Below are 22778 nucleotides of genomic sequence, written 5' to 3' on the forward strand. Positions count from 1 at the left end.
AGCCGCTACTCTGTGCTCATGCGCCTTGCCGACCTCGCCGCCGCCCTGAAGCTCGCCCCGCCCGGTGAAAACCCCGATGTGAGCGGCGTGACCCACAACGCCGCCTGGGTGCAGCCCGGCTCCGCCTTCGTGGCGATTCGCGGCGCACGGGTGGACGGGCACAGGTTCGCGGCGCAGGCCGCCGAGCGCGGCGCGGTGGCGGTGGTCGGTGAGGGCTGGACGCTGGATACGCCCTGCCCGCTGCCCTACCTGACGGTGCCCAGCGTCCGCGCGGCGCTGGCGGACCTGGCCGCCGAACTGGAGGGCCACCCCAGCCGCGAGCTGAGGTTGGTGGGCGTAACGGGCACCGACGGCAAAACGACCACGAGCTGGATGGCGCTGCATCTGCTCCGCGCCGCTGGGCTGAGCACCGGCCTGCTGAGCACGGTGGGCTACCAGCTCCCTGACGGCGTGCTGCGGCACTTCCCGGCGCATTTCACCACCCCGGAGGCGCCCCAGGTGCAGGCGACCCTGCGCGAACTGGTCAGTGCGGGTGCCACAGCCGCTGTGTTGGAGGCCAGCAGCCACGCCCTGGCCCTGGACCGGGTGCGCTCGGTTGACTGGGACGTGGCGATCTGGACGCACCTGAGCGCCGAGCACCTGGACTTTCACGGCACGCTGGAACACTACTTCGCCGAGAAACGCAAGCTGATCGAACGCGCCCCTTTTGCCGTGCTGAACGCCGATGACCCCTGGACCGAGCGGCTGAAACTGGGCGAGCACGTCCTGTACAGCGCTGAGGGCAACCGTGTGGATGGCAAAAGGGCCGACTGGCAAGCCGTGAACATTCAGGAGCGCCCGGACGGTCTGGCCTTTGGCGTCCACTCGCCCGCCGGAGCCTTCACAGCCTTCCTGCCGATGATCGGGCGTTTCAACGTCAGCAACGCCCTGGCCGCGATGGCTGCCGCCTACCGGCTGGGCGCGACGGTTGAACAACTGGTGACTGGTCTGGCGAGCTTCGCGGGTGTGCCGGGCCGGATGGAACTGGTGCCGGGCGGCGCGAATCAGCCGCGAGTGATCGTGGACTTCGCGCATACGCCGCCGAGTCTGGAAAAAGCACTCGGTACGCTGCGGGCCACCACGTCCGGCAAGTTGTGGGTCGTCATCGGTTCGGCGGGCGGGCCGCGCGATCCGTCCAAACGCGCACCGCTGGGCGAGGTCGCCACCCGCCTGGCCGACCAGGCCATCTTCACCGAGGAGGACCACCGCGATACGCCCCTGGAGCAGATTCTGGCCGAGATGGCGCGGGGCGCCGTGCAGGCTGGGCGCCACAACTACGAGCTGATTCCGGACCGCCGGGAGGCCATCCGCAGCGCCGTTCGTCAGGCCAGGCCAGGCGACACCGTGCTGCTGGCCGGAAAGGGGCCGGAAGACACGCTGGAGCGCGGCGAGGATTTCCTGCCCTGGAACGAGGTTCAGGAAGCGCGTGAGGCGCTGGAGCGTCGGAGATAGCTCGCCGGACCTCAGCCAGCGCTACCCCCACCGCCTGAGCCATCTGGCCGAGGCGCCCGACAGGTTCCTGCGTCAGACTGGGGGCGCTCAAGATCCCAGACTTGAAATCAAACAGGAGGAGGGCCACCGATGTCCAGATCAGCTTCAAGCGAACGAGCGTCCACCCCCGATGCCAGCGACCATTCCGACCCAGACAACTCCGATCCAGACAACTCCGATCCAGACGGCGGCGAGCGGCCCTCCCAGGTTACTACTGCCTGACCCATTAGGAACCCAACATGAACGGCAAACACATCACCAAACTCGGATTCACCCACAAATCCATCGGCCTGGCGCTGGCGGCGGCCCAGGTGCGCGAGGACGCGGGCATGGTCCGCCAGGACATTCTGGATGAACTCTCGCAGGTCCAGGCCAACCCCGGCGCCTACCAGAGCGGTATTCACGGCGCCCTGGTCACCGAGCTGCTGGCCCAGCAGGCGCACACCGACCTGCACGCTGCCGACAAGCTGCGGCCCGCACCGCTGCCCTACGCCCAGTTCGGCGCCGAGCTGATCGACCCCGGTGCTCTGCGTCAGATGGACGTGGCGATGCAGCTCCCGATCAGTCGCGCCGGAGCGCTGATGCCCGACGCGCACGTCGGCTACGGCCTGCCCATCGGCGGCGTGCTGGCCACCGAGGGCGCGGTCATTCCCTACGGCGTGGGCGTGGACATCGGCTGCTCGATGATGCTCAGCGTGTTTCCGAACGCCCAGCTCGGCACGGCCCAGGAAGCCCTGCTGCTCAACAAACACACCCGCTTCGGCGCCGGAGTCGGCTGGGACAAGCGCGAGCGCCTCGACCACCCGGTCCTGAGCGACCCCGCCTGGGACGCCCTGCCGCTGCTGCGCCACCTGTTTGACAAGGCCCAGACCCAGCTCGGCACCAGCGGATCGGGCAACCACTTCGCCGAGTTCGGCACCCTGACCCTGGCTGCCCCCGACCTCGGCCTGGAGGCGGGCGAGTACCTGGCGCTGCTGTCGCACAGCGGCTCGCGCGGCTTCGGGGCGCAGGTGGCGGGTCACTTCACCAAGCTGGCCGAGGGGGCGCACCCCACCCTCGATCCGTCCGCCAAAAAGCTCGCCTGGCTCGACTTAGGCGGCGAGGACGGCCAGGCGTACTGGCTCTCGATGACCCTGGCCGGACGCTACGCGCTGGCCAACCACGAGCAGATTCACGCCCGCATCGCCCGCGCCCTCGGTGAAACACCGCTGCTCCAGGTCAGCAACAGCCACAACCTGGCCTGGAAGCAGATGGTGCAGGGCCGCGAGCTGATCGTCCACCGCAAGGGCGCCACACCCGCAGCACGAGGGCAACTCGGCCTGATTCCCGGCAGCATGGCCGACCCCGGCTACGTGGTGCGCGGACGCGGGTTGCCTGCCAGCCTGGAAAGCGCCTCACACGGCGCGGGCCGCCAGTTGGGGCGCAAAGCGGCCATTGCCGCCCTCGCCAAAAAGGACGTGCAGGCGTACCTCGACAAGCGCGGCATCACCCTGATCGGCGGCGGCATCGACGAGGCGCCCCAAGCCTACAAGCGCATCGAGGACGTCATCGCCGCCCAGCGCGAACTGGTAGACGTGCTCGCCACCTTCCAGCCGCGCACCGTGCGAATGGACAGCGGCAGCGAGGACATCTGAACGCTGGGGAATAAAAGAGCGACCTGAACGAGCGGTTCGGGTCGCTTTCTTTGTTTTGGGAAGTGGGAAGTGGGAACGGCGAAGGGCCTTGTGCCGATCACAAGCTGGAGCTGGGCCGTATCAGTTCTTCATCCTGAGCACGCCTGCCGCCGTGCCGACTCCCCCGGCCCTTCATCTTTGCCCACTCCCCACTTCCCACTTCCTACCCCCTGACCGCCTCCAGCAGCGCGTCGCCGTATTTGCGGGTGCGCTCCGGTCCCATGCCCTTGACCTTGCGCAGCTCGGTCTCGTCGGCGGGAGAGAAGCGGGCGATTTCGGCCAGGGTGGCGTTGCTGGCGATAATGAAGCGGCTGATTTCCTGGCGTTTGGCCTCGGTGTTGCGCCAGTCGCGCAGGCGGTTGTAGGTGTTGCGTTGGGCGTCGTCGAGCCCTTCGAGGGGGTCCACGCCAGCGGCGGCGGGCAGATCGGGGGTCAGCACCAGTTCGGGGTGTGGGTCGGGGGCCGGGGCAGCCTGGGGCGCGTCGCGTCGCGGGCGCTCACGGCGGGGCCGCTCCTCGCGCTCGCGGCGCCCGGACGGGCGGGGCTGCTCCTGCGGCGCGGTCTGCTCGGCCTGGGGCTCGCTGGCGACCTGTTCCGGCTCCTCGCCCTGCTGCTCGTGGGGCCAGACTTCGCCCTGCGGCTGCTGGACTTCCTCCGGCTGGGATTCCTGGCGCTGCGGCTCTAGACGCTGCGGTTCCGGATGCGGCCTGCTGTCCGAGAAGACGATTTCGGGGATATAGGGCAGCTCGGCGGGCGCTGGTGCGGGCTGGGCGGGCGGCGCGGCGTTCTGTTGCTGGCCATCCCGCTGCTGGCCATCCCGCTGCTGGCCGCGCTCGCGTTCCTGCCGGGGCGGGCGGTTATCGCTGCGCCCATCACCGCGCCCATCACCGCGTCGGCCCTCATTTCTGAACTCGCCCCGGCCTTCCGATCTGCTGCCCTGCGGCCCCCGTTCGACGTTCTGCACGGCGGGCGGCTCGGCGTTCATGTAGTCGCCTTGCAGCAGCGCCAGCACGGCGTCCACGCCCTGCACACCGGGGGTGATCAGCGTTCCAGCATTCACGTTGCGGGCGGCGGCCAGCACCCCGCCTGTGGGCTGAGGCGTGTCGAAGGCGCTGTCCGGGCCGAGCAGCAGCGCGGTGGGGCCAGCCGCCTGGGCCGCGCCCCCCAAGCGCTCGGCGAGGATGGAGGTCGTGCGGGCGGCGCGGGCGAGCCGCAGCGGCATGGTCGCCAGGTCGCGCAGGGCCATCGCCATACTCAGGTCGCTGGGGGCCGCGCCGACGCGCTCAGGCAGCTCGCCCATGCCGAAGACGGCGCTCAGGCTCACGTCGCCAAAACCCGTCAGCGTCGCGCCGTCACGGTAGACCACCAGGTTCGCCTCGCGCCCCGTCCAGCCGCCACCGGGGGCCAGCGTGCCGTCGACCAGAATGCTCACCCCGGCCCGGCGGGCACGCTTGATGGCCCGCTCGTCGGGCTCCAGCAGCCAGACGCCGCGTGCGCCGCGCCAGTCGGCGTCGGTGGTCGCCAGCGCCAGGCCAGCGGCAGCGAACAGTTCGCGGCTGAGCGGCAACCGGGCGTCTACGCGCAAGGTGCCGGGGCCGAGCAGCGCGGCCAGTTGCTGAGCCAGCGCCGCTTCACCGGATAAAAACAGCCCCCAGTCGGTGCCTTCGAGGTTGGAGAGTGCGGTACTCAAACGGGTCTGCGGGTCGCCCGCCTCGGCGTGCAGGCCGGGGAGGCGGACATCGGGGGGAGCAGCAGTCATGCCTTCTATTGTGGGGGAAAGAGGCGTGTGGCGTGTGGCCTGTGGTTTGTGGAAACAGATAAGGGATTTGGGACGATGCTTCGGGCCGCGCCTACTGGGCGTGGAGTGTCATCCTGAGTCATGTTGGAAGTCTGGCCGTTCAACGACGAGATTCGTAACGAAGTTCAGGATGACAAGGTTCCATGGCGCTGCTTTTCAACCCCCGTTCTGAGTCAAAGCAGCCGCACCAGGCCCTTCGCCGTTCCCACGCGCCACAAGCCACGCGCCACAAGCCTACTTCCCAAACCTCCGCTTGCGGTCCTGAAAGTCGCGTAAGGCCCGCAAAAAATCCACCCGCCGGAAGCCCGGCCAGTACACGTCGCAGAAATAGAATTCGGAATACACGCTCTGCCACAACATGAAGCCCGACAGCCGGATCTCGCCCGACGTGCGGATGATGAAATCCGGGTCCGGCACGCCCGCCGTGTACATCTGGGCGCTGAGGTGGTCGGGGTGCAGGTCGGAGGCGACCTCGGCGGCACTTTTGCCAGCGGCGCCCTCGCGCTCCAGGTGGGCCTTCACGGCGTCCACGATCTCTTCTCGGCCCCCGTAGCCCACGGCGATGTTCAGGAGCATGCCGTCGTAGTGGCGGGTGCGGTCTTCGAGCTGCGCCAGCGCGGCCAGCACCTGCGGCGGCATCCCGCTGTGCTGCCCGATGGCGCGGACCCGCACCTTGTTGCCGTGGATGCGTGGGTCTTTGGAGAGGTTCAGCGCCTCGCGCTCCAGCAGCTTGAGAATATGGGCGATCTCTTCGGGGTCGCGGCTGGCGTTGTCGGTGCTGAGCACCCACAGGGTAATGGTCGGAATGCCCAGGTCCAGGCACCACTGCATGACCTCGTGGGCCTTGTCGGCGCCGAAGGAATGCCCGATCTCGCGCTGGAGGCCGCTGGCCTTGGCGAAGCGCCGGTTGCCGTCGAGGATCAGGCCCAGGTGGCGCGGCAGCCGCCCATGCACCTTGACCTGGCGTTCCAGATGCTGGGCGTACCACCAGTACAGCGGCGCACTGGCCGCGTCACGCAGTTTCAGCGCGGCGCGCGCACCCGTGCGAATCAGGTTGCTGCGGCTCTTGGTGGCGGTGCTCACGCGGTCAGTGTACGCCGCGCCGTAGGCTTTGAGAATGGGCCGCATCAGGTTTCGGTCAGCCGGGTTCCGCACGGCTTTCAGGCCGTCTCAAACAGTTGCCCAGGCCCGCTCAGCAGCGCCAGCGCTTTGTGATCGAGCCGGGAGAGCGGGCGCCGGGAAACGTCTTGGGGTGCCAGCTCACTGTGCGCCGCGTAGACGTGCAGGGTGAGGTGCCGGTGCGTCATCTGGTGCGTGACGGTGCCGAGCAGCTTCGGTGAGTGGGCGCCTAACCGCTTTGTCAGGCGCCCCAGCGCGAGCTGGACGGTGCCGTCTACTTCCTCGACGGGTAAGCCGTACAGTCCGCCCAGCAGGCTGCCCCGCCGCTGCTCCAGATACGCCGAGTGCGCGTCCCCGATCAGCAGGGCGACGGCTTGCACCTGCCGCACGGTGGGCCGGACTTTCGGTGCCGGATACGCGCCGGGGTTGCCGCTCTGGTACGCCTGGCAATGCCCAGAGACCGGGCAGGCGCCGCAATTCGGACTTTTCGGCGTGCAGATGGTCGCGCCCAGGTCCATCACGGCCTCGTTCCAGTCGCCGGGTCGCTGGGGGTCGAGAAGCTGATCGGCCTGTGTCTGGACCCACGCCGGACCCGGCTGCACCTCGGCGTAAACCCGCGCCAGCACGCGCCGCACGTTGCCGTCATTGACCGCCCGCGCCTCGCCGAATGCCAGGCTGCTGATGGCCGCCGCCGTATACGGCCCCACGCCGCTCAGCGCCAGCCAGCCGTCGTAGCTGGTCGGGAAACCTGTCTGGGCCACGATCTGCGCCGCCGCGTGCAGGTTGCGGGCACGGGCGTAGTAGCCGCAGCCCTCCCAGGCTTTGAGCACCGCCTCGGTGGTCGCCGCCGCCAGGGCCTGCACGTCCGGAAAGGCGGTCAGGAAGCGCTCAAAATACAGCAGGCCCCGCGCCACCTGCGTCTGCTGGAGCAGCACTTCGCTGATCCAGACCCGGTACGGGTCGCGCAGGCCGTGCTCATTGACTACTCGCCAGGGCAGCTCGCGGGCGTGCAGGTCAAACCAGCCGAGAAGGTCGGCCCGCAGGGCATGGAGGTCGGGCGGCATGTCGAAGCGAGTGTAGCCGCACTTCATGCAGCGTGCCGGGTCAGGGGTTACGCTACAGGTATGACCCGCGCCGCGCCCCCGTCTCCCATTCAGTCCGCGCCGGGTCAACCTATGTCCAGCCCGTCACTGATGTCCAGCCCGTCACTGAGCGCGGCGTCGTACAGCACCAACGAGGTCAATTCGCTGGTCCATTTCTACCGCGCCGAGGTCGGCAAGATGACCGCCTACCGCCAGCGGCTCGATATGACCACCAACTGGTCGGTGGTGACCACGGCGGGCCTGGCCAGCTTCGCGCTGGGCGACGACGACAAGAGCCACGTGGTCTTTTTGTTCGCCATGCTGATGAACTACTTTTTTCTGCACCTGGAGGCCCGCAGGTTTCGCACCTTCGAGATCAGCCACCACCGCACCCGCATCATGGAGCGCTTTTTTTATCCGGCGATGCTGGGCGACAAGGTGGACCCCGACTGGCACCAGCTCCTGCTGGGCGAACTGGCCAAGCCGCGCAGCCCGATGGACCGCTGGGACTCACTGGGCTGGCGGCTGCGGCGCAATTACCTGTGGATCTATATCGGGGTGCTGATCGCCTGGATCGCCAAGCTCGACACCGTGCGCAATAAGCGCGAGGCGTTCAACCCGATCAACCTGCTCGACGCCGCCCACATCGGCAGCTTTCCCGGCTGGGGTATCTGGCTGCTGGTGCTGGCCTTTTACCTGTACCTGCTCAATCTGGCCATCAAAGCCAACAAGGCGTATCCGCTGGAGGAAGGTTGATACGGTGAAGGTTGATACGGTGAAGGCTGAGCAGCAAATGGCTGAGCACGGGTCATTCTGGCTTGCGGCCATGCCCTAGCATGCGCTCATGACCTCTTCCGGTATTTCGCCCCACGAGTTTCGCCAGACCCTGGGCCGCTTCGCCAGCGGCGTCACCGTCGTCAGCGCCCTGCACGGCGGCAACCGGCGCGGCATGACCGCCAACGCCTTTGTCAGCGTCAGTCTTGAGCCGCCGCTCATTCTGGTGAGCGTGGACAAGAAGGCCAGCATGCACGCCGTACTGGAGGGGGCCGAACGGTTTGGCGTCAGCGTCCTGAGCACGACCCAGCAGCACCTCAGTGACCACTTCGCCGGGCGCCCGGACGCGGCCATCAACGTGCCCTGGTTCGAGCATCAGGGGTTGCCCTTGCTGAGCGGAGCGGTCTCGCAACTGGTCTGCCGCCAGCACAGCATGGTGGACGCGGGCGACCACACCCTGTTTTTCGGCGAGGTCGAATACAGCCGCTACACCGACGACGACCCGCTGCTGTACTTCCGGGGCCAGTACCACGAAATAAGCTGAGCCGGACTGAGCTGAATGAAGGGGCGCTCAAGCTGCTGCGGCGCACTCGTCGCAATTGAGCTGAGCACTCAGGTCCAGACTCGCCCCATGAATATCGGGATTATCGGAGCAGGGCACATCGGCAAAGCGCTGGCGCAGGACTTCATCAAAGCCGGGCACCGCGTGGCTGTCGCCAATTCACGCGGCCCGGAGAGCTTGCAGGGGCTGATCGCCGAACTCGGCCCGCAGGCCACAGCCCTCAGCGCCCAGGAGGCCGCTGAATTCGGTGAAATCTTGGTCGAGACGGTGCCGTTCGCCAAAGTGCCGGACCTGGCGAAGCTGCCGCTGGCGGGAAAAATCGTCATCGACACCGCCAACTACTACCCGCAGCGCGACGGTCAGATCGACCTCGGTGGCCACTCGGAGGGAAGCTGGGTGGCGCAGCAGTTGCCGGGAGCGCGGGTGGTCAAAGCCTTCAACGCCATTGCCGCCGCCGATCTCGCCAGCCAGGGCGACGTGAGTAAGCCAGTCGGGGAGCGCCGCGCCATCTTCGTGTCCAGCGACGACCAACAGGCCAAGCAGACGGTTTCGCGCCTGATCGAAGAGATAGGATTTGCGGCGATGGACACCGGCACGCTGGCGGGCAGCGCCGTCAACCAGAACGGGGCGCCGCTGTACGGCAAGAACGTGACCATCAGCGAGGGTCAGAAGATCATCGACCAGGAAATGAAGTAAGCGAGCGTCTGTCGGGAAGGCACTGCGCCTCTGAACATCGCTCCAGTCATCAGAAAGCCGGGGAAAATCACGCTTCCCCGGCCTTCCACTTGCTCTGAATACCTACAGGCCCGGAATCGGCGCGGCGATGTCCTTGATCCGGGTGCCGCCCGCCGCCGAGGTGCTGCTCAGATCGTTGGCGGCGCCGTCCAGGCTCTGAATGTCGGCCTCGCTGAACTGGCCTTTTTTCAGGTTGCTGCCAATCGAGGTGAATTTGTCCTTGAGACCGATCAGGCTGGCATCCAGCTTTTGCAGCAGCGGGTCTTTGCTGTTGTGGGCGACCCTCTCGGCCACGTTGAGTTCGTGGGCCGCGAACAGCAGCGCCGCGCCGCCTTTAATCAGCCGCACCGTGCGCCCCGCCGAACCGGAGGCGAACTGGCCGCCCTTGTAGGGTGTGAGCACCCAGTGGTGAAAGGCGTAGTACGCCACACCGATATGCGCCACGAAGCGGGTCTTGTCGAACAGCGCGTGTGAGGTGCTCAGCGGGCCAGCGACCAGCATCATGGACGCCAGCAGGGTCAGTTGACGAATCTTGGAAGAAGTCATGTCGCAAGATCAGGCCCACAGTTGAGGCGAGAATGAAATCTGGAACGCAAAGTGAAGACCATTCACGGCGACAGCTACCGGTCCAGCGCGGTGACGGGAATGGACGGGAATGATTTCCATTCCGGTGCGCGCCAACTCGCTCAGGCCGAAACCTGACGCCCGCCTTCCTCTTTTGAGGTTTGTGACCTGCCTGTTCAATAAAGGTCTGCCCACCAGTATCGTCTCTGAGCGCTGGGAGTGGACGACAAATAACGCCAGTTGAAATTTCATTTACATTTAGCACGTAGAAACAGAGCCTTCCACCAACCGGAAAAGCTCCGTTCCGTTCAACCGATTTACTCCCCCTCTTCCTCGCCCTTCTTGCCCTTCTTGTACGGCCCCTTTTCCTTCCACTTCAGGCGCACCGGAATACCGGCCATGTCCAGATCTTCGCGGATGCGGTTCATCAGGTAGCCCTCGTAGGCGCGGGTGACGAAATCGGCGCGGTTGCAGAACATGGCAAACGTCGGCGGCGCGGTTTCCACCTGGGTCATGAAATACAGTTTCAGCGACTTGCCGCCGAAGTTGGGCATGCGCTGCTTCATGGTCCAGATGCCCAGCCAGCGATTGAGTTCGCTGGTCGGCACGCGACTTTGCCATTTGTCGTGCAGCTTCATGGCCTCGGCCAGCATGTCGTGGATGCCGTAGTCGTTGATGGCGCTGGTATACACGCGCGGCGCGTAGGCGATGTGAAACAGCTTTTCGTTCAGCTCGCGCTCGGTGTGCTTGAGGTCCTCGTCGGGCACCAGGTCCCACTTGTTGACCACCACGATGACGGGTTTGCCGCTTTCATAGGCCAGGTTGGCCATCTTGAGTTCGTGGTCGCCGATGTCGGTGGCGTTGACCACCAGCCAGATCAAATCGCTGCGGTCCACGGCCCGTTTGGAGCGGTCTATGGCGTATTCCTCGATGCTGGTGTCGGGCCGCTTGCGAATGCCCGCCGTATCGACGAGGACAAAGCGCTGCCCGGCGTAGTCCCACTCGACGTCCACGCTGTCGCGGGTGGTGCCCGGCTGGTCGGCCACGATCACCCGGTCGGTGCCGGTCAGGGCGTTGAGCAGGCTCGATTTGCCCACGTTGGGCCGCCCGATAAAGGAAATCCGAATCGGTGCGATGTCCGGCACGTCCTCGGTATCTTCGGGCATGTGGTCCATCACCCGGTCGAGCAGATCGTCCAGGCCACGGGCGTGCTCGGCGCTGAGCGCCACCGGGTCGCCGAAGCCCAGGCCCCATAGCTCGGCCAGGTAGGTCTCGTGCTTGGGACTGTCGATCTTGTTAGCGGCAATAATCACCGGCTTGCCCAGTTTGCGCAGCCAGTCGGCCACCTCGTAGTCGGCGGTGGTCAGGCCCTCGCGCGGATCGGTCACGAAGATGACGCTCTGGGCGCCTTCCATGGCCCACTCGGCTTTCTCACGGATGGCCTGCTCCCACTCGTCGCCGCTCCACAGCCCGCCGGTATCGATGAGGATAATCCGGTGGTTCTGGTACATCATCAGCCCTTCCTTGGCGTCACGGGTCACACCGGGGAAATCGGCGACGACGGCCTCACGGCGCCCCACCAGGCGGTTGAACAGACTGGACTTGCCCACGTTGGGGCGCCCCACGATGGCGACTTTATGCATATCGACTCTCCTTTGCGGTGTCGCTCGCCCGGCGGAGTCATGCCGGGCGAGCGCCGAATGTGCCGCGCCAGCAGGTAGGCGCAGGGTCGGGCGTTCGGGCACCACTTTAGAAAGCGGGCCGAACGCAAAGCTTCTCAGCCTACACGGGAGAGAACAGGATGTTTGTGGGGTGGTGCGGAGCCGACAACAAAGCCGCCCGGTCTGCGTTCCTCACGCGCCGGGCGGTTCTGGGTGCTATTTCAGTTCAGTGGCGCTCACCGTTGAGCTGCTGAAAGAAGGCGTCGTAGCCGCCGTTGGCCTCGGCGAAACGCAGGGGTTTGACCCGCTCGACCAGAATCTCGGCGGCGTCCGGTTGCGTCTCCAGCAGGTGCATGGTCTCGCTGATGTACTCGCTCAGCGGCATGTACTGTGGATTGCTGGCCTGTGCCGGTCCCATCAGCTCGGTCTGCACGGCGGGCGGCACCAGCTCAATGACCTGCACGCCGGTTTCCCTGAGCTGGAAGCGCAGCGCCTGGCTGTAGGCGTGAATGGCGGCCTTGGTCGCGCAGTAGGTGGGGGTGAGCGCCAGCGTCATGAAGGCCAGCCCCGACGAGACGGTCAGCACGGCGGCGCGGGGCTGAGCCATCAGGGTCGGCAGCAGCGCGGCGCTGAGCCGAATCGGGCCGAGCAGGTTGGTGGCAATCGTCGCCTCGGCGTCGTCCAGATTGCCGCTCTGGATGTTCTCGGCCCGCATGATTCCGGCGTTGTGGATGACCGTGTTCAGCGCCGGAAAGTCGCGCGCGAGCTGGGCTGCGAACGCCTTGATCGCCCCGGCGTCCTCGATGTCCAGCACTGCCGAGTGCATACCGGGATGGGCCGCCGTCACTTCGTCCAGCAGGCTTTTGCGCCGCCCGGCGATGATGACCTGGTTACCTCTGGCGTGAAACTGCTCGGCCAGCGCCCGGCCAATGCCGCTGCCGCCGCCGGTAATCAGGATGGTGTTGTCTGTCAGTTGCATGGTGGTGCCTCCTGAAGTGGAGTGTAAACTGATCACTTACCGACGGAAAGTAGGCACCCGAACGCGCTATAGGCACCCAAAGGAGAGTGACGTTCTGAACAGCTCAAACGAGAATGCTGGGGCTTCATCTATGCTTGAGTCTTACCCTATTAACACGGCGCCGCACATCGTCCCCGGTTACACCGCTCCCGATTACGACAGCGACCCCGAACTCGATGCCCTGGTGCGCGAGATCATCGGGCGGGTGGCCGACAAGTGGACCATGCTGGCGCTGGAAGTGCTCGAAGACCACGGCACCGTGCGCTTTACCCGGCTGGGCGAACTGATCGGCGGCATTTCCCAGAAGATGCTGACCAAGACCCTGCGCCAGATGGAGGCCGACGGCCTGTTGATCCGCACCGTTTACCCGGTGATTCCGCCGCGCGTGGACTACGCGCTGACCGAGACGGGCCGCAGCCTCGGCGCCGCCTTCTGTGGGGTCTGGGAATGGGCCGAGGCGCACCGGGGGACCATCCAGCGCTCGCGCCAGGCGTTTGCCGAGCGGGCCAGTCAGGACGCCGCTCCTGCAAGCGCCGACGCTGCTGAGTGACTCAGCGTTCGGATGCGGCTGTACGCGCGAACCGCCGCTCCGTCAGCTCGAACACCGGCCTGATCGCCTTCTACCGCACCCTGAGCCTGTAGCACGACCATCCAGCCCACTTCCCCATCTCTCCCCACAAGCCATAAGCCCGCCGAAGGCGTCAACCGTGCCGACCCTTCCCAACGCGCCCCCCGCAATTTGCTACTCTCATCTGCTCAGGGCCTGAACGCCACGCGGCGGCGGTGGCCCACCAGAGGAGTTTTACTTGACGGCCACACTGTTTTCACCCCCATCTGAAGAGGTCTATCCGGCGCCGATCAAATCGGTGGAGCCGAACTCGCCCGCTGCCCGCGCAGGCGTGCGCCCCGGCGATCAGCTCCTGCGCGTCAACGGCCAGGCCGTGACCGACGTGCTGGCCTACCGCCACCTGCTCTCCCAGGGCGAGGCGACGCTGGAGATCAGCCGCCCGGCCAAAGTGCCGTTCTTCGCCACCCCGCAGGACCACCACACCGTCAAGGCGGGCGGGGAGGCCCAGACTGAACCGGTACAGACATTCCTGTTCACGGTGGAGTGGGAAGACCCCGGCCTGGATTTCGAGGAAGTCCTCTTCGACGGCATTAAAAAGTGCGCCAACAAATGCGATTTCTGCTACGTGCATCAGATGCCGCGCGGATTCCGTAAAAGCTTGTACATCATGGACGACGATTACCGCCTGAGTTTCCTGTACGGCTCGTTCGTCACGCTGACCAACCTCAGTGAGCATGACATAGGCCGGATTATCGACGAAAACCTCTCGCCGCTGTACGTGTCGGTGCATACCGCCAATCAGGAACTGCGACGAGACATGATGAAGTGGTGGCGCCTGAAGGTCAAAGACCCCCAGGCCACCCAGATTCAGGGCATGATCGAGAGGTTAGAGGGCATCGACCTCTACACCCAGATCGTGCTGCTGCCGGGCCGCAACGACGGCGACAACTTCGACGAGACGATGGAGTACCTCAGCACCCGCCCCAACGTCATCAGCGCGGCGGTAGTGCCTATCGGCCTGACCGAGCACCGCAAGAACCTGCCCGACGTGCGGACTTTTACGCCCCACGAGGCGCGTGACCTGCTGAAGCGGGCCAACGTCTGGCGCGAGAAACTGCTCGCCGAGCGCGGCACCCGCTTCATCTTCCCCAGCGACGAGTTTTATCTGCTGGCAGGCGAGCCGCTGCCCCCGGAGGACGCCTACGAGGGCTTCCCGATGCTGGAAAACGGCGTGGGCATGATCCGAGATTTCCTCAACGAAGGGCTGCCGCCGCTGCCGACGCGCCTGGACACGCCGCGCAAGGTCATCCTGGGCACCGGGCTGCTGTTCGCCGAGTCGCTCGATCTGGCCGTGGAGCCGCTGCGGGCCATTGAAGGGTTGGAAATTGAAGTGCGGGCCGTCGAGAACCTGACCTTCGGCAAGGTTACCAGCGTCGCCGGACTGCTGACCGGGCGCTGCTTCCGGGCCGCCGTCAAACCGGGTGAGGCCGATGTGCTGATCGTGCCGCCCACGACGCTGCGCTACGGCACCGAGCTGATGATCGACAACACCAGCCTGGATGACCTGCGGACTGCCCTCAAGATGGACGTGCGCCCTGGCGGCAGCACCCTGGGCGAACTGGCCCGCGTCATTCTGGAGGGCGCCCTCAGCAGCGGCCCCCAGTTCGGCATGAGCGTCCACGCGGTCAAGGAAGGCGCGGTCAAGGCAAGCACGGTCAAGGAAGGCGCGGTCAAGGCAGGCATGGTCAACACGCCGTTTCAGAGCTGATATGCAATGTTGAACAGCGCATTCGGGCCGAGGTTTGAACAGTTTGCTTGCCACCACCGGACGGTGCCGGGATCAGCTTCGTGACCAGGCGCTCAAGACCGCTCTGTCGCTGAGATTCTTCATATTCAAAATTCAGGAACGGCGAAAACTTCACGGCCCATCTAGACAACTTTGCGGTGGGAATGTTCACCAGACCTTTAAGCAGTGTAAAAATGACCACATGCTGACTGGTTTCCGGAACTTTATTTTGCGTGGCAACGTTGTCGATCTCGCCGTCGGTGTGGTCACGGGCGCTGCTTTCGCCGCCCTCGTCACGGCCTTCACCGCAGCTTTCCTCACCCCGCTGATCAAATTGGTCGGTGGCGGCGGCAAAGTGGGTGGCTCCTTCGTCATCAATGATGTTGAGTTTCCCTGGGGCCTGTTCATCGGCGCCATCATCACTTTCCTCCTCACGATGGCCGTTATCTACTTCGCCGTCGTGGTGCCCATGAACGCCGCTATCGAGCGCCTCAAGCGCACTGAGAAGCCGCCTGTCGCCGAGCCCAGCAACGAAGAGAAACTGCTGGCCGAGATCCGAGACGCCCTGCGCAGCCGCCCCGTTTAACCCCAATTCGTTTCAGACCGGCCCTGCGTGTGTGGGGCCGGTTTTTTGTTTATGCTGGGGGCATGGCCCTCAACCGTTCGTATCTCGCCGCCTTCAACATGCACCGCGCCGCCCTGCACGACCTGTACGCGCAGCTTCCCGCCGAGCAGTCCGACTTCCGCGCCTGGCCGGAGGGCATGAGCTTTACCGGGCTGGCCGATCACCTCGCGGGGTCGAGCGAGCGGATCATGGCGCTCGTGCAGGGTCAGGCTCCCGCTGCGCCCGGCAGCACACCGCCCAGTGCCAGCCTCAGCGAAGCGCGTGAGCGTCTGGAGCACAGCACCCGCACGCTGAGCGAATTTCTCGACTCGCTGAGCGACGAGGACATCAGCCGCGTCGTGACCGCCTTTGGGGGTAGGCAAATGCCGGTCAGCACGCTGCTGGACTTCAACATCAACCACGAGGCCCACCACAAGGGTCAGGCGTGGATGATGGCCCGGATGATCGGCGTGCAGCCGCCGTTTTTCACCAAACTGAGCTGAGTCTGCTGAACTGAGTCTGCCCAAAGCTGGGCCAGGCCCACTCACACCTGCCGCAGCGCCCAGTACACCGCGAAACCGCCCACGATGCCCCAGGCCAGCGCTTTCGTGCGCCATAGCAGCGCGGCGGCCACCGCGCAGGCGATCAGTTTTTTGGGCCAGTCCGGGCTGCCCGCGATGTCCGGCACGATCAGGGCCGCGAACACGCTGATGGGCACGAAGCGCAAGAAGGCCAGCCAGAACGGCGGCAGCACCAGCCGGTGCAGGCTCAGGCCAGCGAGCCGCGCCGCGAAGGTCACCGCCCACATCCCCAGCAAGGTCAGCAGGACGGTCATGTTTTGGTGCCTCTGGTGCTCAGCCAGGCGCCGAACAGGGCGCCCAGAATCCCGGTCAGGAGCACCACCAGACCGCCCGGCACGATTCTGGACAGGCTCCAGGCGATCAGTCCGGAAACCAGCGCCACCACCAGCGGAATGCGGCTGCTCAGGTGCGGCGTCAGCAGCCCCAGAAAGGCCAGCGGAAAGACGATGCCCACGCCCAGCGCCCCTGGGTCCGGCACCAGCGAGCCGAGCAGGCTGCCCAGCAGCGTGAACACGTTCCAGACGGCGTATAAGCTCAGCTCGGCGCCCAGCAGGTAGGCGTAATTCAGGCCCGGTGCGTTAATGGCCACGCCATACGCCTCGTCGGTCAGAAACTGGGCGGCCATCAACCGCTGCGGCCAGGTTACCTTCACCTTCTGGGCCAGGCTCAGGCCGTACAGGACGTGCCGGACGTTGAGCACCGCCGTCGTGGCGATGATGCTCAGCGGCGAGGCGCCCTGGCCGAACAGCCCGGCAGCCGCGAACTGGGCCGCGCCCGCGAAGACGCTCAGGCTCATCCAGCTCGTTTCGAAGATGTTCAGGCCACCGGCCCTGGCAGTGACCGCGTAGGCGGCGGCGAACGGCGCGATGCCCAGCCACAGCGGCACGATGGCCCGGAAGCCCGCGAGAAAGGAGGATCGGGAAAAGGGTGTCACCGTCATGATCCGCAGATTAACGCGGGGACCGGCTCCGGGCGTCGTTCACGGTGACTCGGTGGGCCTGGGGCGCGGTGTCCAGCAGCCCAGAACCTGCCGCAACGAGACGATTTTGCCCATGTGGTAAGTACCTGGCGGGTGATGACGAAGGAATCAAGGGCGACCAACGGGACTTGTAAAGCTGCGGAGCAGAGAAGCCAACAGTGGCTGGTGGCGGAGGTGGAGGGTGTTCGGGCGCTGTTTCCGAATACCCGTAACTGTAGCTGCTAGCCACTTAGGCGTTGTGGACGGCGAGCTGCTCAAGGGCGTTTCTCCAGGTGAATCCCGGATTGTCAGCGCCCTCCTCGGTGTTCAGCCAGGCTTCGTCCTGGGCGAGCCCGGCGGCGCGTTCCGAATACGCGAGAAACGCATCGACCAGTGCCCGCCAGGCCGCCTCGTCTTTGGGCGCCGGACTGGGGGGAAAGCTCATGTTCTCCTCCCAATCCTGAGTCGCCGCTGCGCCGCGCTCCGCCGGGCCGGGCGGCGACCTGCTGGGGCGTCAGCCCGGCCAGAATGTAGCGGCGCGGCGCAAACTCACCGTCGAGAAAAAGAAAATTCCAGACCTGCGTCATGTGGCCTCCTCAAACTGTGGTGTTGACGAAAGGTGGTGTTGCCGAAAGACGGTGTTGCCGAAAGACGGAGCGGATGCTGTGAGTCGCCCTGGCCCAATTCTCTCACTCACAGCACCCGCCGCTCTGGTAGCCGCTCGCCGCGTGAGTAGCGCCGCTCCAGCCACCGGACCACCCTGGTCAGCGCGAAGGTGAGCACGAAGTAGATCAGCGCCACCACCGCGTAGACCTCGAACTGGCGGTAGGTGGCGTTGGTGATAAAGCGCCCCTGCGAAAACAGCTCCTGCAAGGTCACGGCGCTGGCCAGGCTGCTGCCCAGAATCAGGCTGATGAACTCGTTGCCCAGCGCGGGCAGCGCCACCCGCCACGCCTGCGGCAACACCACGCTTCGCAGGGCCTCGCTCCGGCTCAGGCCCAGGCTGCGGGCCGCCTCGATCTGCCCCACCGGCACGCTGCTCAGGCCGCCGCGCACGATCTCGGAGGTGTAGGCCGACGAATACAGCCCCAGCGCCAGCACCGCCGCCGCGAAGCCGGGCAGGGTCAGGCCCAGCGTCGGCAGACCGTAATACACCACGCTCAGCAGCACGATCAGCGGAATGCCGCGCACCACCGTGACGTAGGCGTTGCCCAGCGGCGCCAGGACCGGCACGCCCACGAAGCGCAGCAGGCCCATCAGCGTGCCGAACAACACGCTCAGGGCCAGCGCACAGAGGCTGACCGCCAGGGTGAGCAGCAATCCCTGCCACAGCAGCGCCGGGTAGTCACCGGAAAAAATAGTTCTGAAGCCTTCGAGCAAATCCGCCATGCGCCGGGGCAGTGTAACCCGGCGCCGGGGCAGATCGTAACGGGCGCTGACGTTCCGGTGACATGAGTGGTTTACAATTGAAAGCAAGTCGGCGCTGTCCACCCACGAGGGGCAGGAGCGCCGCACAGGTGCCCCCGTCAGGGCGCGGCGCCTGCCTTCAACAAGAACCGGGTGAAACGGAAGATGCGCAGAGTTCCGCGCCGAAACATAACCGTACTGGAACTGCACATTGACTGGCTGTACGTCCTGAGCTGGACGTAGTGGGCTTGATGTTTGCTCAGCGAAGTGGCCCGCGTGCCAGCTTCGACGCGAACTGTTATTCAGATTCAGATTGACCCTCAAGGAAGGTGTTCTGTATGCGGGCCTGGCTCGCACTGTTTTCCGCGATTGCCTGTGAGGTCACGGGCACGCTGGCGCTCAAGTTTTTCGGTGTCTCCGCGCCCTGGCTGGCCGCTTTGCTCAGCGGCGTGGGCATCGTCCTCTCGTACCTGCTGCTGTCGCTGGCGTTCCGCAAGATTCCGGTGGCCGTCGCTTACGGCGTCTGGGAGGCGCTGGGCCTGGCGTCTATCAGCGTGCTCGGCGTGCTAGTGCTGAATGAGACCCTCAGCCTGACGCAGTGGCTGGCGCTCGGTGGGCTGCTGATCGGTGCCCGGCTGCTCCACGGCGGCACCCGCCTGGCTGGGCCGGTGCCGAGCACGGAAACGCCGTGAGCGTCACGCTCGCCATGTGCTGCCTGGTGCTCGCCGCCGCGCTGGACGTCGCCTCGAACGTGCTGCTCAAGCGCTCGGAAGGCTTTCGTCGCCCGCTGCCCGGCGTGCTGGCGCTGCTGCTCATACTCTCGGCCTTCGGGCTGCTGAGCCTGGCGATCCGCGCCGTGCCGCTGAGCGTCGCCTACGCCGTCTGGGGCGGCCTGGGCATCCTGGGCACGGCGCTGATCAGCCGCCGAACCGACGGGGTACGCTTCTCGCCCGGCGCCTGGGCGGGTCTGGCGCTGATTCTGGGCAGCGTGGCGGTGTTGGGGCGGGGTGGGTGAAGGTGCGCGTCCCTCGCCTTATTTCTGCACGATCCACTTGTTCAGCAGCTTCTGGTACTCGCCGCTGGCTCTGAGCCGCGCCAGGGTCTTGTTCGCGGCGGCGGCCAGGTCGCTGCCCTTTTTGAACACGGCGCCGTAGTCCTCGGCCACCAGTGACTGACCCGCCTGCTCGAACTGGCCGGGCAGACGCTTTTTGAGGTCGGTCACGGTGGGCGCGTCCCCGATCAGCGCGGCGATGCGTCCGGCCCGCACGTCGGCGAGTCCTGCGGCGAAGTCGTCATAGACCTTGAGCACCGCGCCTTTGGTCTTGAGGGTATCGTTCGCCACGAATTGCCCGGTGGTATTCGCCTGCACGCCGATGGTCTTGCCCTTCACGTCGGCGGGCCAGGCGAACTTGGCCGGGTTGCCCGCCCCCACGATAAACACCTGGGCGCTGCGGTAATACGGCCCGCTGAAGCCCACCACCTTGGCCCGCTCCGCCGTAATCGTGATGGCGCTCATGGCCATATCGACCCGCCCGGAGGTCACCGCCTGCGGCATCAGGGCGCCGAAGCCCACCGCCTGAATCTGGAGTTTGACGCCCAGGTCATCGGCGACGGCCCTGGCAATGTCGATATCGAAGCCCTGGACGTTGCCGTCGCTGCCCTTGAACTCGAACGGCTGAAAGGTCGGGTCGGTGCCCAGGACCAGCACGCCCTTCTTTTTCACGTCGGCGACGCTGGCGGCGAGGGCACAGGAGACGAACAGCAGGCCGGAGACCGTCAGCAGAAGGCGCTTCATGCCCTCATACTACCGCCTGGACTATCCCGGCTCACGCGCTGGCCTGGCGCCGCCGCGAACAGGCCGCTGGCGAGAGTGGGCGGGTTATGGAGCGTCCGAGGTGAGTTGAGCAGGGAGGAAGATGCCGGTTTTGAGTTGATTCAGCGGCACATTGGTCACGCGCACGAGTAGGGCGTTGACGCGGCCCTGACGAGACGGCGTGAGCTGGTCCAGGCCGTCGACGAAACGCAGATCACGCTGGGGTGTGTGCAACTCGGCGCTGCCGTCCTTTTGCACAGACGCGATGTCCACGAGGTACATGCCGGTCACCGTTCGCGAAACCACCATCACGGCTTCTCCAGGCTTTAGCGGCGTACGGACGCGCTGAGTGGCGCCCCTGCCTGCCATGTACCGGTTCATGGGGAGAGATGGCTGCGCCGGATCGGGGTTGAGGAGCGCCGTCAGCAATGCACCGTAGAGCGCCGGGTAGAACTGCCCGCCCTTAACCGGCTTCGCCACGCTGCCGAGCTGAAACGTAGCGCTTTCCAGCGTGATCCGGGGGCTGTCGTAGCCGCTGATGCTGAGCGCCGCGTTCGTCAGGGCGGCAGCGCGAACGATGCTGGCGGCGCTGACATAGCCCTGATTCTGGTACTGAAATTCCGGTTCCAGGACCACCTGCCGCTGCTGACCCAAGAGGACGGTGAATTTGCCTGCTGGAGTGCTGCTGGCTTTGAGCCCCTGTGCAGTCAGCGCCGCTTCCAGGTCCTTGAGCCCTATGTAGGCACCGCTTCCGACCAGGTTGATCGCCTTGAAGCACATCTGCCCCTTGGCGTTGGTCGAAACCTCCATTGACTGGGCCTGAAACGTCGTGAGCGTCGGCCCCGACGGTGTTTTGCTGTCGACACAGATGGTCAGTTCCGGTATGGACGACAGCGCTGGAAGCTGCGGTATCGGCTTCCCTGCGCCCCCCGCCTGCACCAGTAGCACGGCGCTCAGCACACTCACGGCGGCGATACTCAGTAGTTTCGGCATGTTGTGCACCCTGTTCATTCCGGCACTCACTCTCAGCGCCGGTCCAAGTTCCCTGATCGCCAGTTGCAGCGCCGTCTCCGGGTCGTGGCCCAGCAGGCAGTACCCGTCCTGGCGCGTCAGAATGTGTTCTTCCAGCTCGTCCCAGACGGCTTCCCGTCGCTCGGCATTCAGCCCGAAGGTGGCCCGTTTCAGGTAGCGCTCCAGAGCCGAAGTCGCCCTGATGAGCGCCGTGTTCACGCGCCGCCCAGTTGGCTGACCGCCTGCGTGAAGGCCCCGAACTCCTGGCGTTTGGCCGCCAGCGCCGCCTGGCCCGCCGGGGTCAGGGCGTAGTATTTGCGCGGCTTGCCGTTGCGCCCGGCCTCGCCGTAGTCGGCCCGCAGCAGCCCGGAGCGCTCCAGCCGGTGCAGCGCGGGGTACAGGCTGCCCTCGCGGAACTCGAAGTAGCCGCCCGTGCGCGATTTGGCTTCCTGAATAATGGCGAAGCCGTACAGCGGCTGCCCTTCCAGAATGCTCAGCAAGATCAGGTCGAGGTGGCCGCGCAGCAGATCGGGGGTGGGTTGGGAATTCATGACGTCCTCCGGAGCAGGTGAAACGAGGGCAGGGTACATCGTCTGTCTACAGAGTGCGCCTATGATGCGAAGGAGTCAAGCCCAGCCTGTCTGAGCTACAGTCCAGACTTATAATGCGGTGATGCGAAACTGGATGCTGCAAGCGCCGATGAACGAGCAGTCGCAGGCTGCCGGGCAGGTATTCGCTGCCGTCTGGGCCGCCCGGAACTTGAGTCTGCTGCCGCATGAGACGCCGCGCTGGCAGTTCTTGCAGTGGCTGACGGGTCAGGGCTATCTGCTGCACGGCTCCGAGCAGCCCGGCATCACCAGGTTCGAGCCGCGCACCCCGTTTGATCTCAGCCCCGACGAGTTCAGCAAGCGCACCGGCGTCTTCGCCGCCTCGGACGCGCTGTGGGCCATGATGTACGCGCTCGGAGACCGGGCCAGGGTGGCGCGAATCCTGAACATGGCCTTGCAGGTCGCTCAGGGCACGGACTGGTCGGCCCCGCGCTATTTCCTGTCGTTCGCGCCCCGCCATGCCGGGGTGACAGACGGGCGCAGCCTGCTCTCACCCGGACTGGTCTACGTGCTGCCCGCTGATGGCTTCGAGCGGATGCCGCCCTACGACTGGCCGGGCCTGGGCCGGGTGCTGGAGCCGCACTGGGTCAGTCCGGAAGCGGTCACGCCGCTGTGGTCGGTGCCGGTATCGCCCGCCGACTTTCCCCTGCCTGTGCGCCTGCATGACGCGGCGCGGGTAGACGCGCTGTCGGGCAGCGACCCCTGGGGCTTTCCCTGGTTAGGCGATTCAGACTAACTTGTCTATTGGTCCCAGCGCGGCGATCCTGAGCGTGTTGAAGGGGCGTCTCTCCAGTACGGCCTGCACCATCTGCGGCGTGACGGCGGTGTAGCGCCCCACGCTCTGATCGGCGCTGACCAGTTCGCCCCGGCTGAGGTAATCCATGCCCAGCGAAAACAGGCGGCCCTGCGGCGTTCCGGCGCGCAGC

Annotated in this window: 27 protein-coding genes and 1 pseudogene; 13 read left to right on the forward strand and 15 right to left on the reverse strand. The window is 65.8% G+C overall.

All coding sequences use genetic code 11. The features are described 5' to 3' along the window. Window positions 1–18: 18 nt before the first annotated feature. Window positions 19–1491 (forward strand): UDP-N-acetylmuramoyl-L-alanyl-D-glutamate--2,6-diaminopimelate ligase, encoded by a 1473-nt coding sequence (locus Q0R23_RS02205; RefSeq protein WP_293909914.1) that lies wholly within the window; start codon window positions 19–21, stop codon window positions 1489–1491. A gap of 278 nt (window positions 1492–1769) precedes the next feature. Next, complete coding sequence (locus Q0R23_RS02210) at window positions 1770–3164, forward strand: RtcB family protein (protein ID WP_293909916.1); 1395 nt, start codon at window positions 1770–1772, stop codon at window positions 3162–3164. Window positions 3165–3366: 202 nt separating this feature from the next. On the opposite strand, the gene Q0R23_RS02215 is transcribed toward Q0R23_RS02210, so the two are convergent. From Q0R23_RS02215 to mutY, 3 genes are all read right to left on the reverse strand, one after another. Continuing rightward, a complete protein-coding gene (locus Q0R23_RS02215) occupies window positions 3367–4962 on the reverse strand; it encodes an HRDC domain-containing protein (protein ID WP_293909918.1) in 1596 nt (531 codons plus the stop codon). 273 nt (window positions 4963–5235) lie between these two features. Beyond that, window positions 5236–6084 carry an isoprenyl transferase gene (locus Q0R23_RS02220; RefSeq protein ID WP_293909920.1) on the reverse strand — a complete coding sequence of 283 codons (849 nt, stop codon included), beginning with the start codon at window positions 6082–6084 and terminating at the stop codon, window positions 5236–5238. A gap of 77 nt (window positions 6085–6161) precedes the next feature. Beyond that, window positions 6162–7184, reverse strand: coding sequence for an A/G-specific adenine glycosylase (gene mutY, locus Q0R23_RS02225; RefSeq protein ID WP_293909922.1), 1023 nt, complete (start codon window positions 7182–7184; stop codon window positions 6162–6164). Window positions 7185–7313: 129 nt separating this feature from the next. Between mutY and Q0R23_RS02230 the strand changes: the two genes are divergently transcribed. From Q0R23_RS02230 to Q0R23_RS02240, 3 genes are all read left to right on the forward strand, one after another. After that, complete coding sequence (locus Q0R23_RS02230; protein ID WP_293909924.1) at window positions 7314–7958, forward strand: DUF2270 domain-containing protein; 645 nt, start codon at window positions 7314–7316, stop codon at window positions 7956–7958. Window positions 7959–8046: 88 nt separating this feature from the next. After that, on the forward strand, window positions 8047–8520 hold the full coding sequence (locus Q0R23_RS02235) for a flavin reductase family protein (protein ID WP_293909926.1): 474 nt from the start codon (window positions 8047–8049) through the stop codon (window positions 8518–8520). A gap of 87 nt (window positions 8521–8607) precedes the next feature. After that, on the forward strand, window positions 8608–9234 hold the full coding sequence (locus Q0R23_RS02240; RefSeq protein ID WP_293909928.1) for an NAD(P)-binding domain-containing protein: 627 nt from the start codon (window positions 8608–8610) through the stop codon (window positions 9232–9234). 102 nt (window positions 9235–9336) lie between these two features. Here Q0R23_RS02240 and Q0R23_RS02245 read toward each other — a convergent pair whose 3' ends face one another. The 3 genes from Q0R23_RS02245 to Q0R23_RS02255 form a co-directional block, all read right to left on the reverse strand. After that, window positions 9337–9819, reverse strand: coding sequence for a hypothetical protein (locus Q0R23_RS02245; protein ID WP_293909930.1), 483 nt, complete (start codon window positions 9817–9819; stop codon window positions 9337–9339). Window positions 9820–10154: 335 nt separating this feature from the next. Beyond that, a complete protein-coding gene (gene der, locus Q0R23_RS02250) occupies window positions 10155–11480 on the reverse strand; it encodes a ribosome biogenesis GTPase Der (RefSeq protein WP_293909932.1) in 1326 nt (441 codons plus the stop codon). 244 nt (window positions 11481–11724) lie between these two features. Then, window positions 11725–12477, reverse strand: a complete 753-nt coding sequence (locus tag Q0R23_RS02255) for an SDR family oxidoreductase (RefSeq protein ID WP_293909934.1) — start codon at window positions 12475–12477, stop codon at window positions 11725–11727. A gap of 130 nt (window positions 12478–12607) precedes the next feature. On the opposite strand from Q0R23_RS02255, the gene Q0R23_RS02260 reads away from it, so the two are divergent. After that, a complete protein-coding gene (locus Q0R23_RS02260) occupies window positions 12608–13066 on the forward strand; it encodes a helix-turn-helix domain-containing protein (protein WP_293909936.1) in 459 nt (152 codons plus the stop codon). A gap of 256 nt (window positions 13067–13322) precedes the next feature. Further along, complete coding sequence (locus tag Q0R23_RS02265) at window positions 13323–14852, forward strand: DUF512 domain-containing protein (RefSeq protein WP_293909938.1); 1530 nt, start codon at window positions 13323–13325, stop codon at window positions 14850–14852. On the opposite strand, the gene Q0R23_RS02270 is transcribed toward Q0R23_RS02265, so the two are convergent. Next, on the reverse strand, window positions 14830–15042 hold the full coding sequence (locus tag Q0R23_RS02270; protein ID WP_293909940.1) for a hypothetical protein: 213 nt from the start codon (window positions 15040–15042) through the stop codon (window positions 14830–14832). The two genes, Q0R23_RS02265 and Q0R23_RS02270, sit on opposite strands and share 23 nt — an antisense overlap. Window positions 15043–15072: 30 nt before the next feature. Between Q0R23_RS02270 and mscL the strand changes: the two genes are divergently transcribed. Together mscL and Q0R23_RS02280 are read left to right on the forward strand one after the other, a co-directional pair. Then, a complete protein-coding gene (gene mscL, locus Q0R23_RS02275) occupies window positions 15073–15456 on the forward strand; it encodes a large conductance mechanosensitive channel protein MscL (protein ID WP_293909942.1) in 384 nt (127 codons plus the stop codon). Between the two features lie 62 nt (window positions 15457–15518). Continuing rightward, the gene (locus tag Q0R23_RS02280; protein WP_293909944.1) at window positions 15519–15977 is read left to right on the forward strand and encodes a DinB family protein; all 459 of its coding nucleotides are present in this window, start codon (window positions 15519–15521) and stop codon (window positions 15975–15977) included. A gap of 41 nt (window positions 15978–16018) precedes the next feature. On the opposite strand, the gene Q0R23_RS02285 is transcribed toward Q0R23_RS02280, so the two are convergent. Beyond that, window positions 16019–16309, reverse strand: coding sequence for an AzlD domain-containing protein (locus Q0R23_RS02285; RefSeq protein ID WP_293909946.1), 291 nt, complete (start codon window positions 16307–16309; stop codon window positions 16019–16021). Then, window positions 16306–16995, reverse strand: a complete 690-nt coding sequence (locus Q0R23_RS02290; RefSeq protein ID WP_293909948.1) for an AzlC family ABC transporter permease — start codon at window positions 16993–16995, stop codon at window positions 16306–16308. Before Q0R23_RS02290 ends, Q0R23_RS02285 begins: the two co-directional genes overlap by 4 nt. Between Q0R23_RS02290 and Q0R23_RS02295 the strand changes: the two genes are divergently transcribed. Beyond that, window positions 16994–17116 (forward strand): hypothetical protein, encoded by a 123-nt coding sequence (locus Q0R23_RS02295; protein ID WP_293909950.1) that lies wholly within the window; start codon window positions 16994–16996, stop codon window positions 17114–17116. The two genes, Q0R23_RS02290 and Q0R23_RS02295, sit on opposite strands and share 2 nt — an antisense overlap. A gap of 147 nt (window positions 17117–17263) precedes the next feature. Here Q0R23_RS02295 and Q0R23_RS02300 read toward each other — a convergent pair whose 3' ends face one another. Then, on the reverse strand, window positions 17264–17458 hold the full coding sequence (locus Q0R23_RS02300; protein ID WP_293909952.1) for a hypothetical protein: 195 nt from the start codon (window positions 17456–17458) through the stop codon (window positions 17264–17266). 248 nt (window positions 17459–17706) lie between these two features. Beyond that, window positions 17707–18402, reverse strand: a complete 696-nt coding sequence (locus tag Q0R23_RS02305) for an amino acid ABC transporter permease (protein WP_293909954.1) — start codon at window positions 18400–18402, stop codon at window positions 17707–17709. 356 nt (window positions 18403–18758) lie between these two features. Here Q0R23_RS02305 and Q0R23_RS02310 point away from each other — a divergent pair, with 356 nt between their 5' ends. Both Q0R23_RS02310 and Q0R23_RS02315 read left to right on the forward strand, forming a co-directional pair. After that, entirely contained in the window at window positions 18759–19112 is a 354-nt protein-coding gene (locus tag Q0R23_RS02310) for an SMR family transporter (protein ID WP_293909956.1), read from the forward strand. Next, entirely contained in the window at window positions 19109–19435 is a 327-nt protein-coding gene (locus Q0R23_RS02315) for a multidrug efflux SMR transporter (RefSeq protein ID WP_293909958.1), read from the forward strand. Before Q0R23_RS02310 ends, Q0R23_RS02315 begins: the two co-directional genes overlap by 4 nt. A gap of 18 nt (window positions 19436–19453) precedes the next feature. Here Q0R23_RS02315 and Q0R23_RS02320 read toward each other — a convergent pair whose 3' ends face one another. From Q0R23_RS02320 to Q0R23_RS02330, 3 genes are all read right to left on the reverse strand, one after another. Then, entirely contained in the window at window positions 19454–20215 is a 762-nt protein-coding gene (locus Q0R23_RS02320) for an ABC transporter substrate-binding protein (RefSeq protein WP_293909960.1), read from the reverse strand. A gap of 84 nt (window positions 20216–20299) precedes the next feature. Beyond that, complete coding sequence (locus Q0R23_RS02325) at window positions 20300–21463, reverse strand: hypothetical protein (RefSeq protein ID WP_293909962.1); 1164 nt, start codon at window positions 21461–21463, stop codon at window positions 20300–20302. After that, on the reverse strand, window positions 21460–21795 hold the full coding sequence (locus Q0R23_RS02330; RefSeq protein WP_293909964.1) for a PadR family transcriptional regulator: 336 nt from the start codon (window positions 21793–21795) through the stop codon (window positions 21460–21462). Before Q0R23_RS02330 ends, Q0R23_RS02325 begins: the two co-directional genes overlap by 4 nt. A 121-nt stretch (window positions 21796–21916) precedes the next feature. Between Q0R23_RS02330 and Q0R23_RS02335 the strand changes: the two genes are divergently transcribed. After that, the gene (locus tag Q0R23_RS02335; RefSeq protein ID WP_293909966.1) at window positions 21917–22588 is read left to right on the forward strand and encodes a hypothetical protein; all 672 of its coding nucleotides are present in this window, start codon (window positions 21917–21919) and stop codon (window positions 22586–22588) included. Here Q0R23_RS02335 and Q0R23_RS02340 read toward each other — a convergent pair. Beyond that, window positions 22580–22778 (reverse strand): annotated as a pseudogene (locus Q0R23_RS02340) (insulinase family protein); the annotation flags it as partial. The gene Q0R23_RS02335 and the pseudogene Q0R23_RS02340 sit on opposite strands and share 9 nt — an antisense overlap.

Origin of the sequence: Deinococcus sp., assembly GCF_025362455.1 — a bacterium.
Lineage (GTDB): Bacteria > Deinococcota > Deinococci > Deinococcales > Deinococcaceae > Deinococcus.

Excerpts from the sequence above, each read along its gene's own strand:
- mutY (WP_293909922.1), bottom strand. The coding sequence starts at position 7,184 with ATGCCGCCCGACCTCCATGCCCTGCGGGCCGACCTTCTCGGCTGGTTT.
- Q0R23_RS02295 (WP_293909950.1), top strand. The coding sequence starts at position 16,994 with ATGATCCGCAGATTAACGCGGGGACCGGCTCCGGGCGTCGTTCACGGT.
- Q0R23_RS02235 (WP_293909926.1), top strand. The coding sequence starts at position 8,047 with ATGACCTCTTCCGGTATTTCGCCCCACGAGTTTCGCCAGACCCTGGGC.
- Q0R23_RS02260 (WP_293909936.1), top strand. The coding sequence starts at position 12,608 with ATGCTTGAGTCTTACCCTATTAACACGGCGCCGCACATCGTCCCCGGT.
- Q0R23_RS02230 (WP_293909924.1), top strand. The coding sequence starts at position 7,314 with ATGTCCAGCCCGTCACTGAGCGCGGCGTCGTACAGCACCAACGAGGTC.
- Q0R23_RS02335 (WP_293909966.1), top strand. The coding sequence starts at position 21,917 with ATGCGAAACTGGATGCTGCAAGCGCCGATGAACGAGCAGTCGCAGGCT.
- Q0R23_RS02240 (WP_293909928.1), top strand. The coding sequence starts at position 8,608 with ATGAATATCGGGATTATCGGAGCAGGGCACATCGGCAAAGCGCTGGCG.
- Q0R23_RS02255 (WP_293909934.1), bottom strand. The coding sequence starts at position 12,477 with ATGCAACTGACAGACAACACCATCCTGATTACCGGCGGCGGCAGCGGC.
- Q0R23_RS02215 (WP_293909918.1), bottom strand. The coding sequence starts at position 4,962 with ATGACTGCTGCTCCCCCCGATGTCCGCCTCCCCGGCCTGCACGCCGAG.
- der (WP_293909932.1), bottom strand. The coding sequence starts at position 11,480 with ATGCATAAAGTCGCCATCGTGGGGCGCCCCAACGTGGGCAAGTCCAGT.
- Q0R23_RS02300 (WP_293909952.1), bottom strand. The coding sequence starts at position 17,458 with ATGAGCTTTCCCCCCAGTCCGGCGCCCAAAGACGAGGCGGCCTGGCGG.
- Q0R23_RS02205 (WP_293909914.1), top strand. The coding sequence starts at position 19 with ATGCGCCTTGCCGACCTCGCCGCCGCCCTGAAGCTCGCCCCGCCCGGT.
- Q0R23_RS02210 (WP_293909916.1), top strand. The coding sequence starts at position 1,770 with ATGAACGGCAAACACATCACCAAACTCGGATTCACCCACAAATCCATC.
- Q0R23_RS02305 (WP_293909954.1), bottom strand. The coding sequence starts at position 18,402 with ATGGCGGATTTGCTCGAAGGCTTCAGAACTATTTTTTCCGGTGACTAC.
- Q0R23_RS02320 (WP_293909960.1), bottom strand. The coding sequence starts at position 20,215 with ATGAAGCGCCTTCTGCTGACGGTCTCCGGCCTGCTGTTCGTCTCCTGT.
- Q0R23_RS02285 (WP_293909946.1), bottom strand. The coding sequence starts at position 16,309 with ATGACCGTCCTGCTGACCTTGCTGGGGATGTGGGCGGTGACCTTCGCG.
- Q0R23_RS02245 (WP_293909930.1), bottom strand. The coding sequence starts at position 9,819 with ATGACTTCTTCCAAGATTCGTCAACTGACCCTGCTGGCGTCCATGATG.
- Q0R23_RS02310 (WP_293909956.1), top strand. The coding sequence starts at position 18,759 with ATGCGGGCCTGGCTCGCACTGTTTTCCGCGATTGCCTGTGAGGTCACG.
- Q0R23_RS02290 (WP_293909948.1), bottom strand. The coding sequence starts at position 16,995 with ATGACGGTGACACCCTTTTCCCGATCCTCCTTTCTCGCGGGCTTCCGG.
- mscL (WP_293909942.1), top strand. The coding sequence starts at position 15,073 with ATGCTGACTGGTTTCCGGAACTTTATTTTGCGTGGCAACGTTGTCGAT.
- Q0R23_RS02280 (WP_293909944.1), top strand. The coding sequence starts at position 15,519 with ATGGCCCTCAACCGTTCGTATCTCGCCGCCTTCAACATGCACCGCGCC.
- Q0R23_RS02330 (WP_293909964.1), bottom strand. The coding sequence starts at position 21,795 with ATGAATTCCCAACCCACCCCCGATCTGCTGCGCGGCCACCTCGACCTG.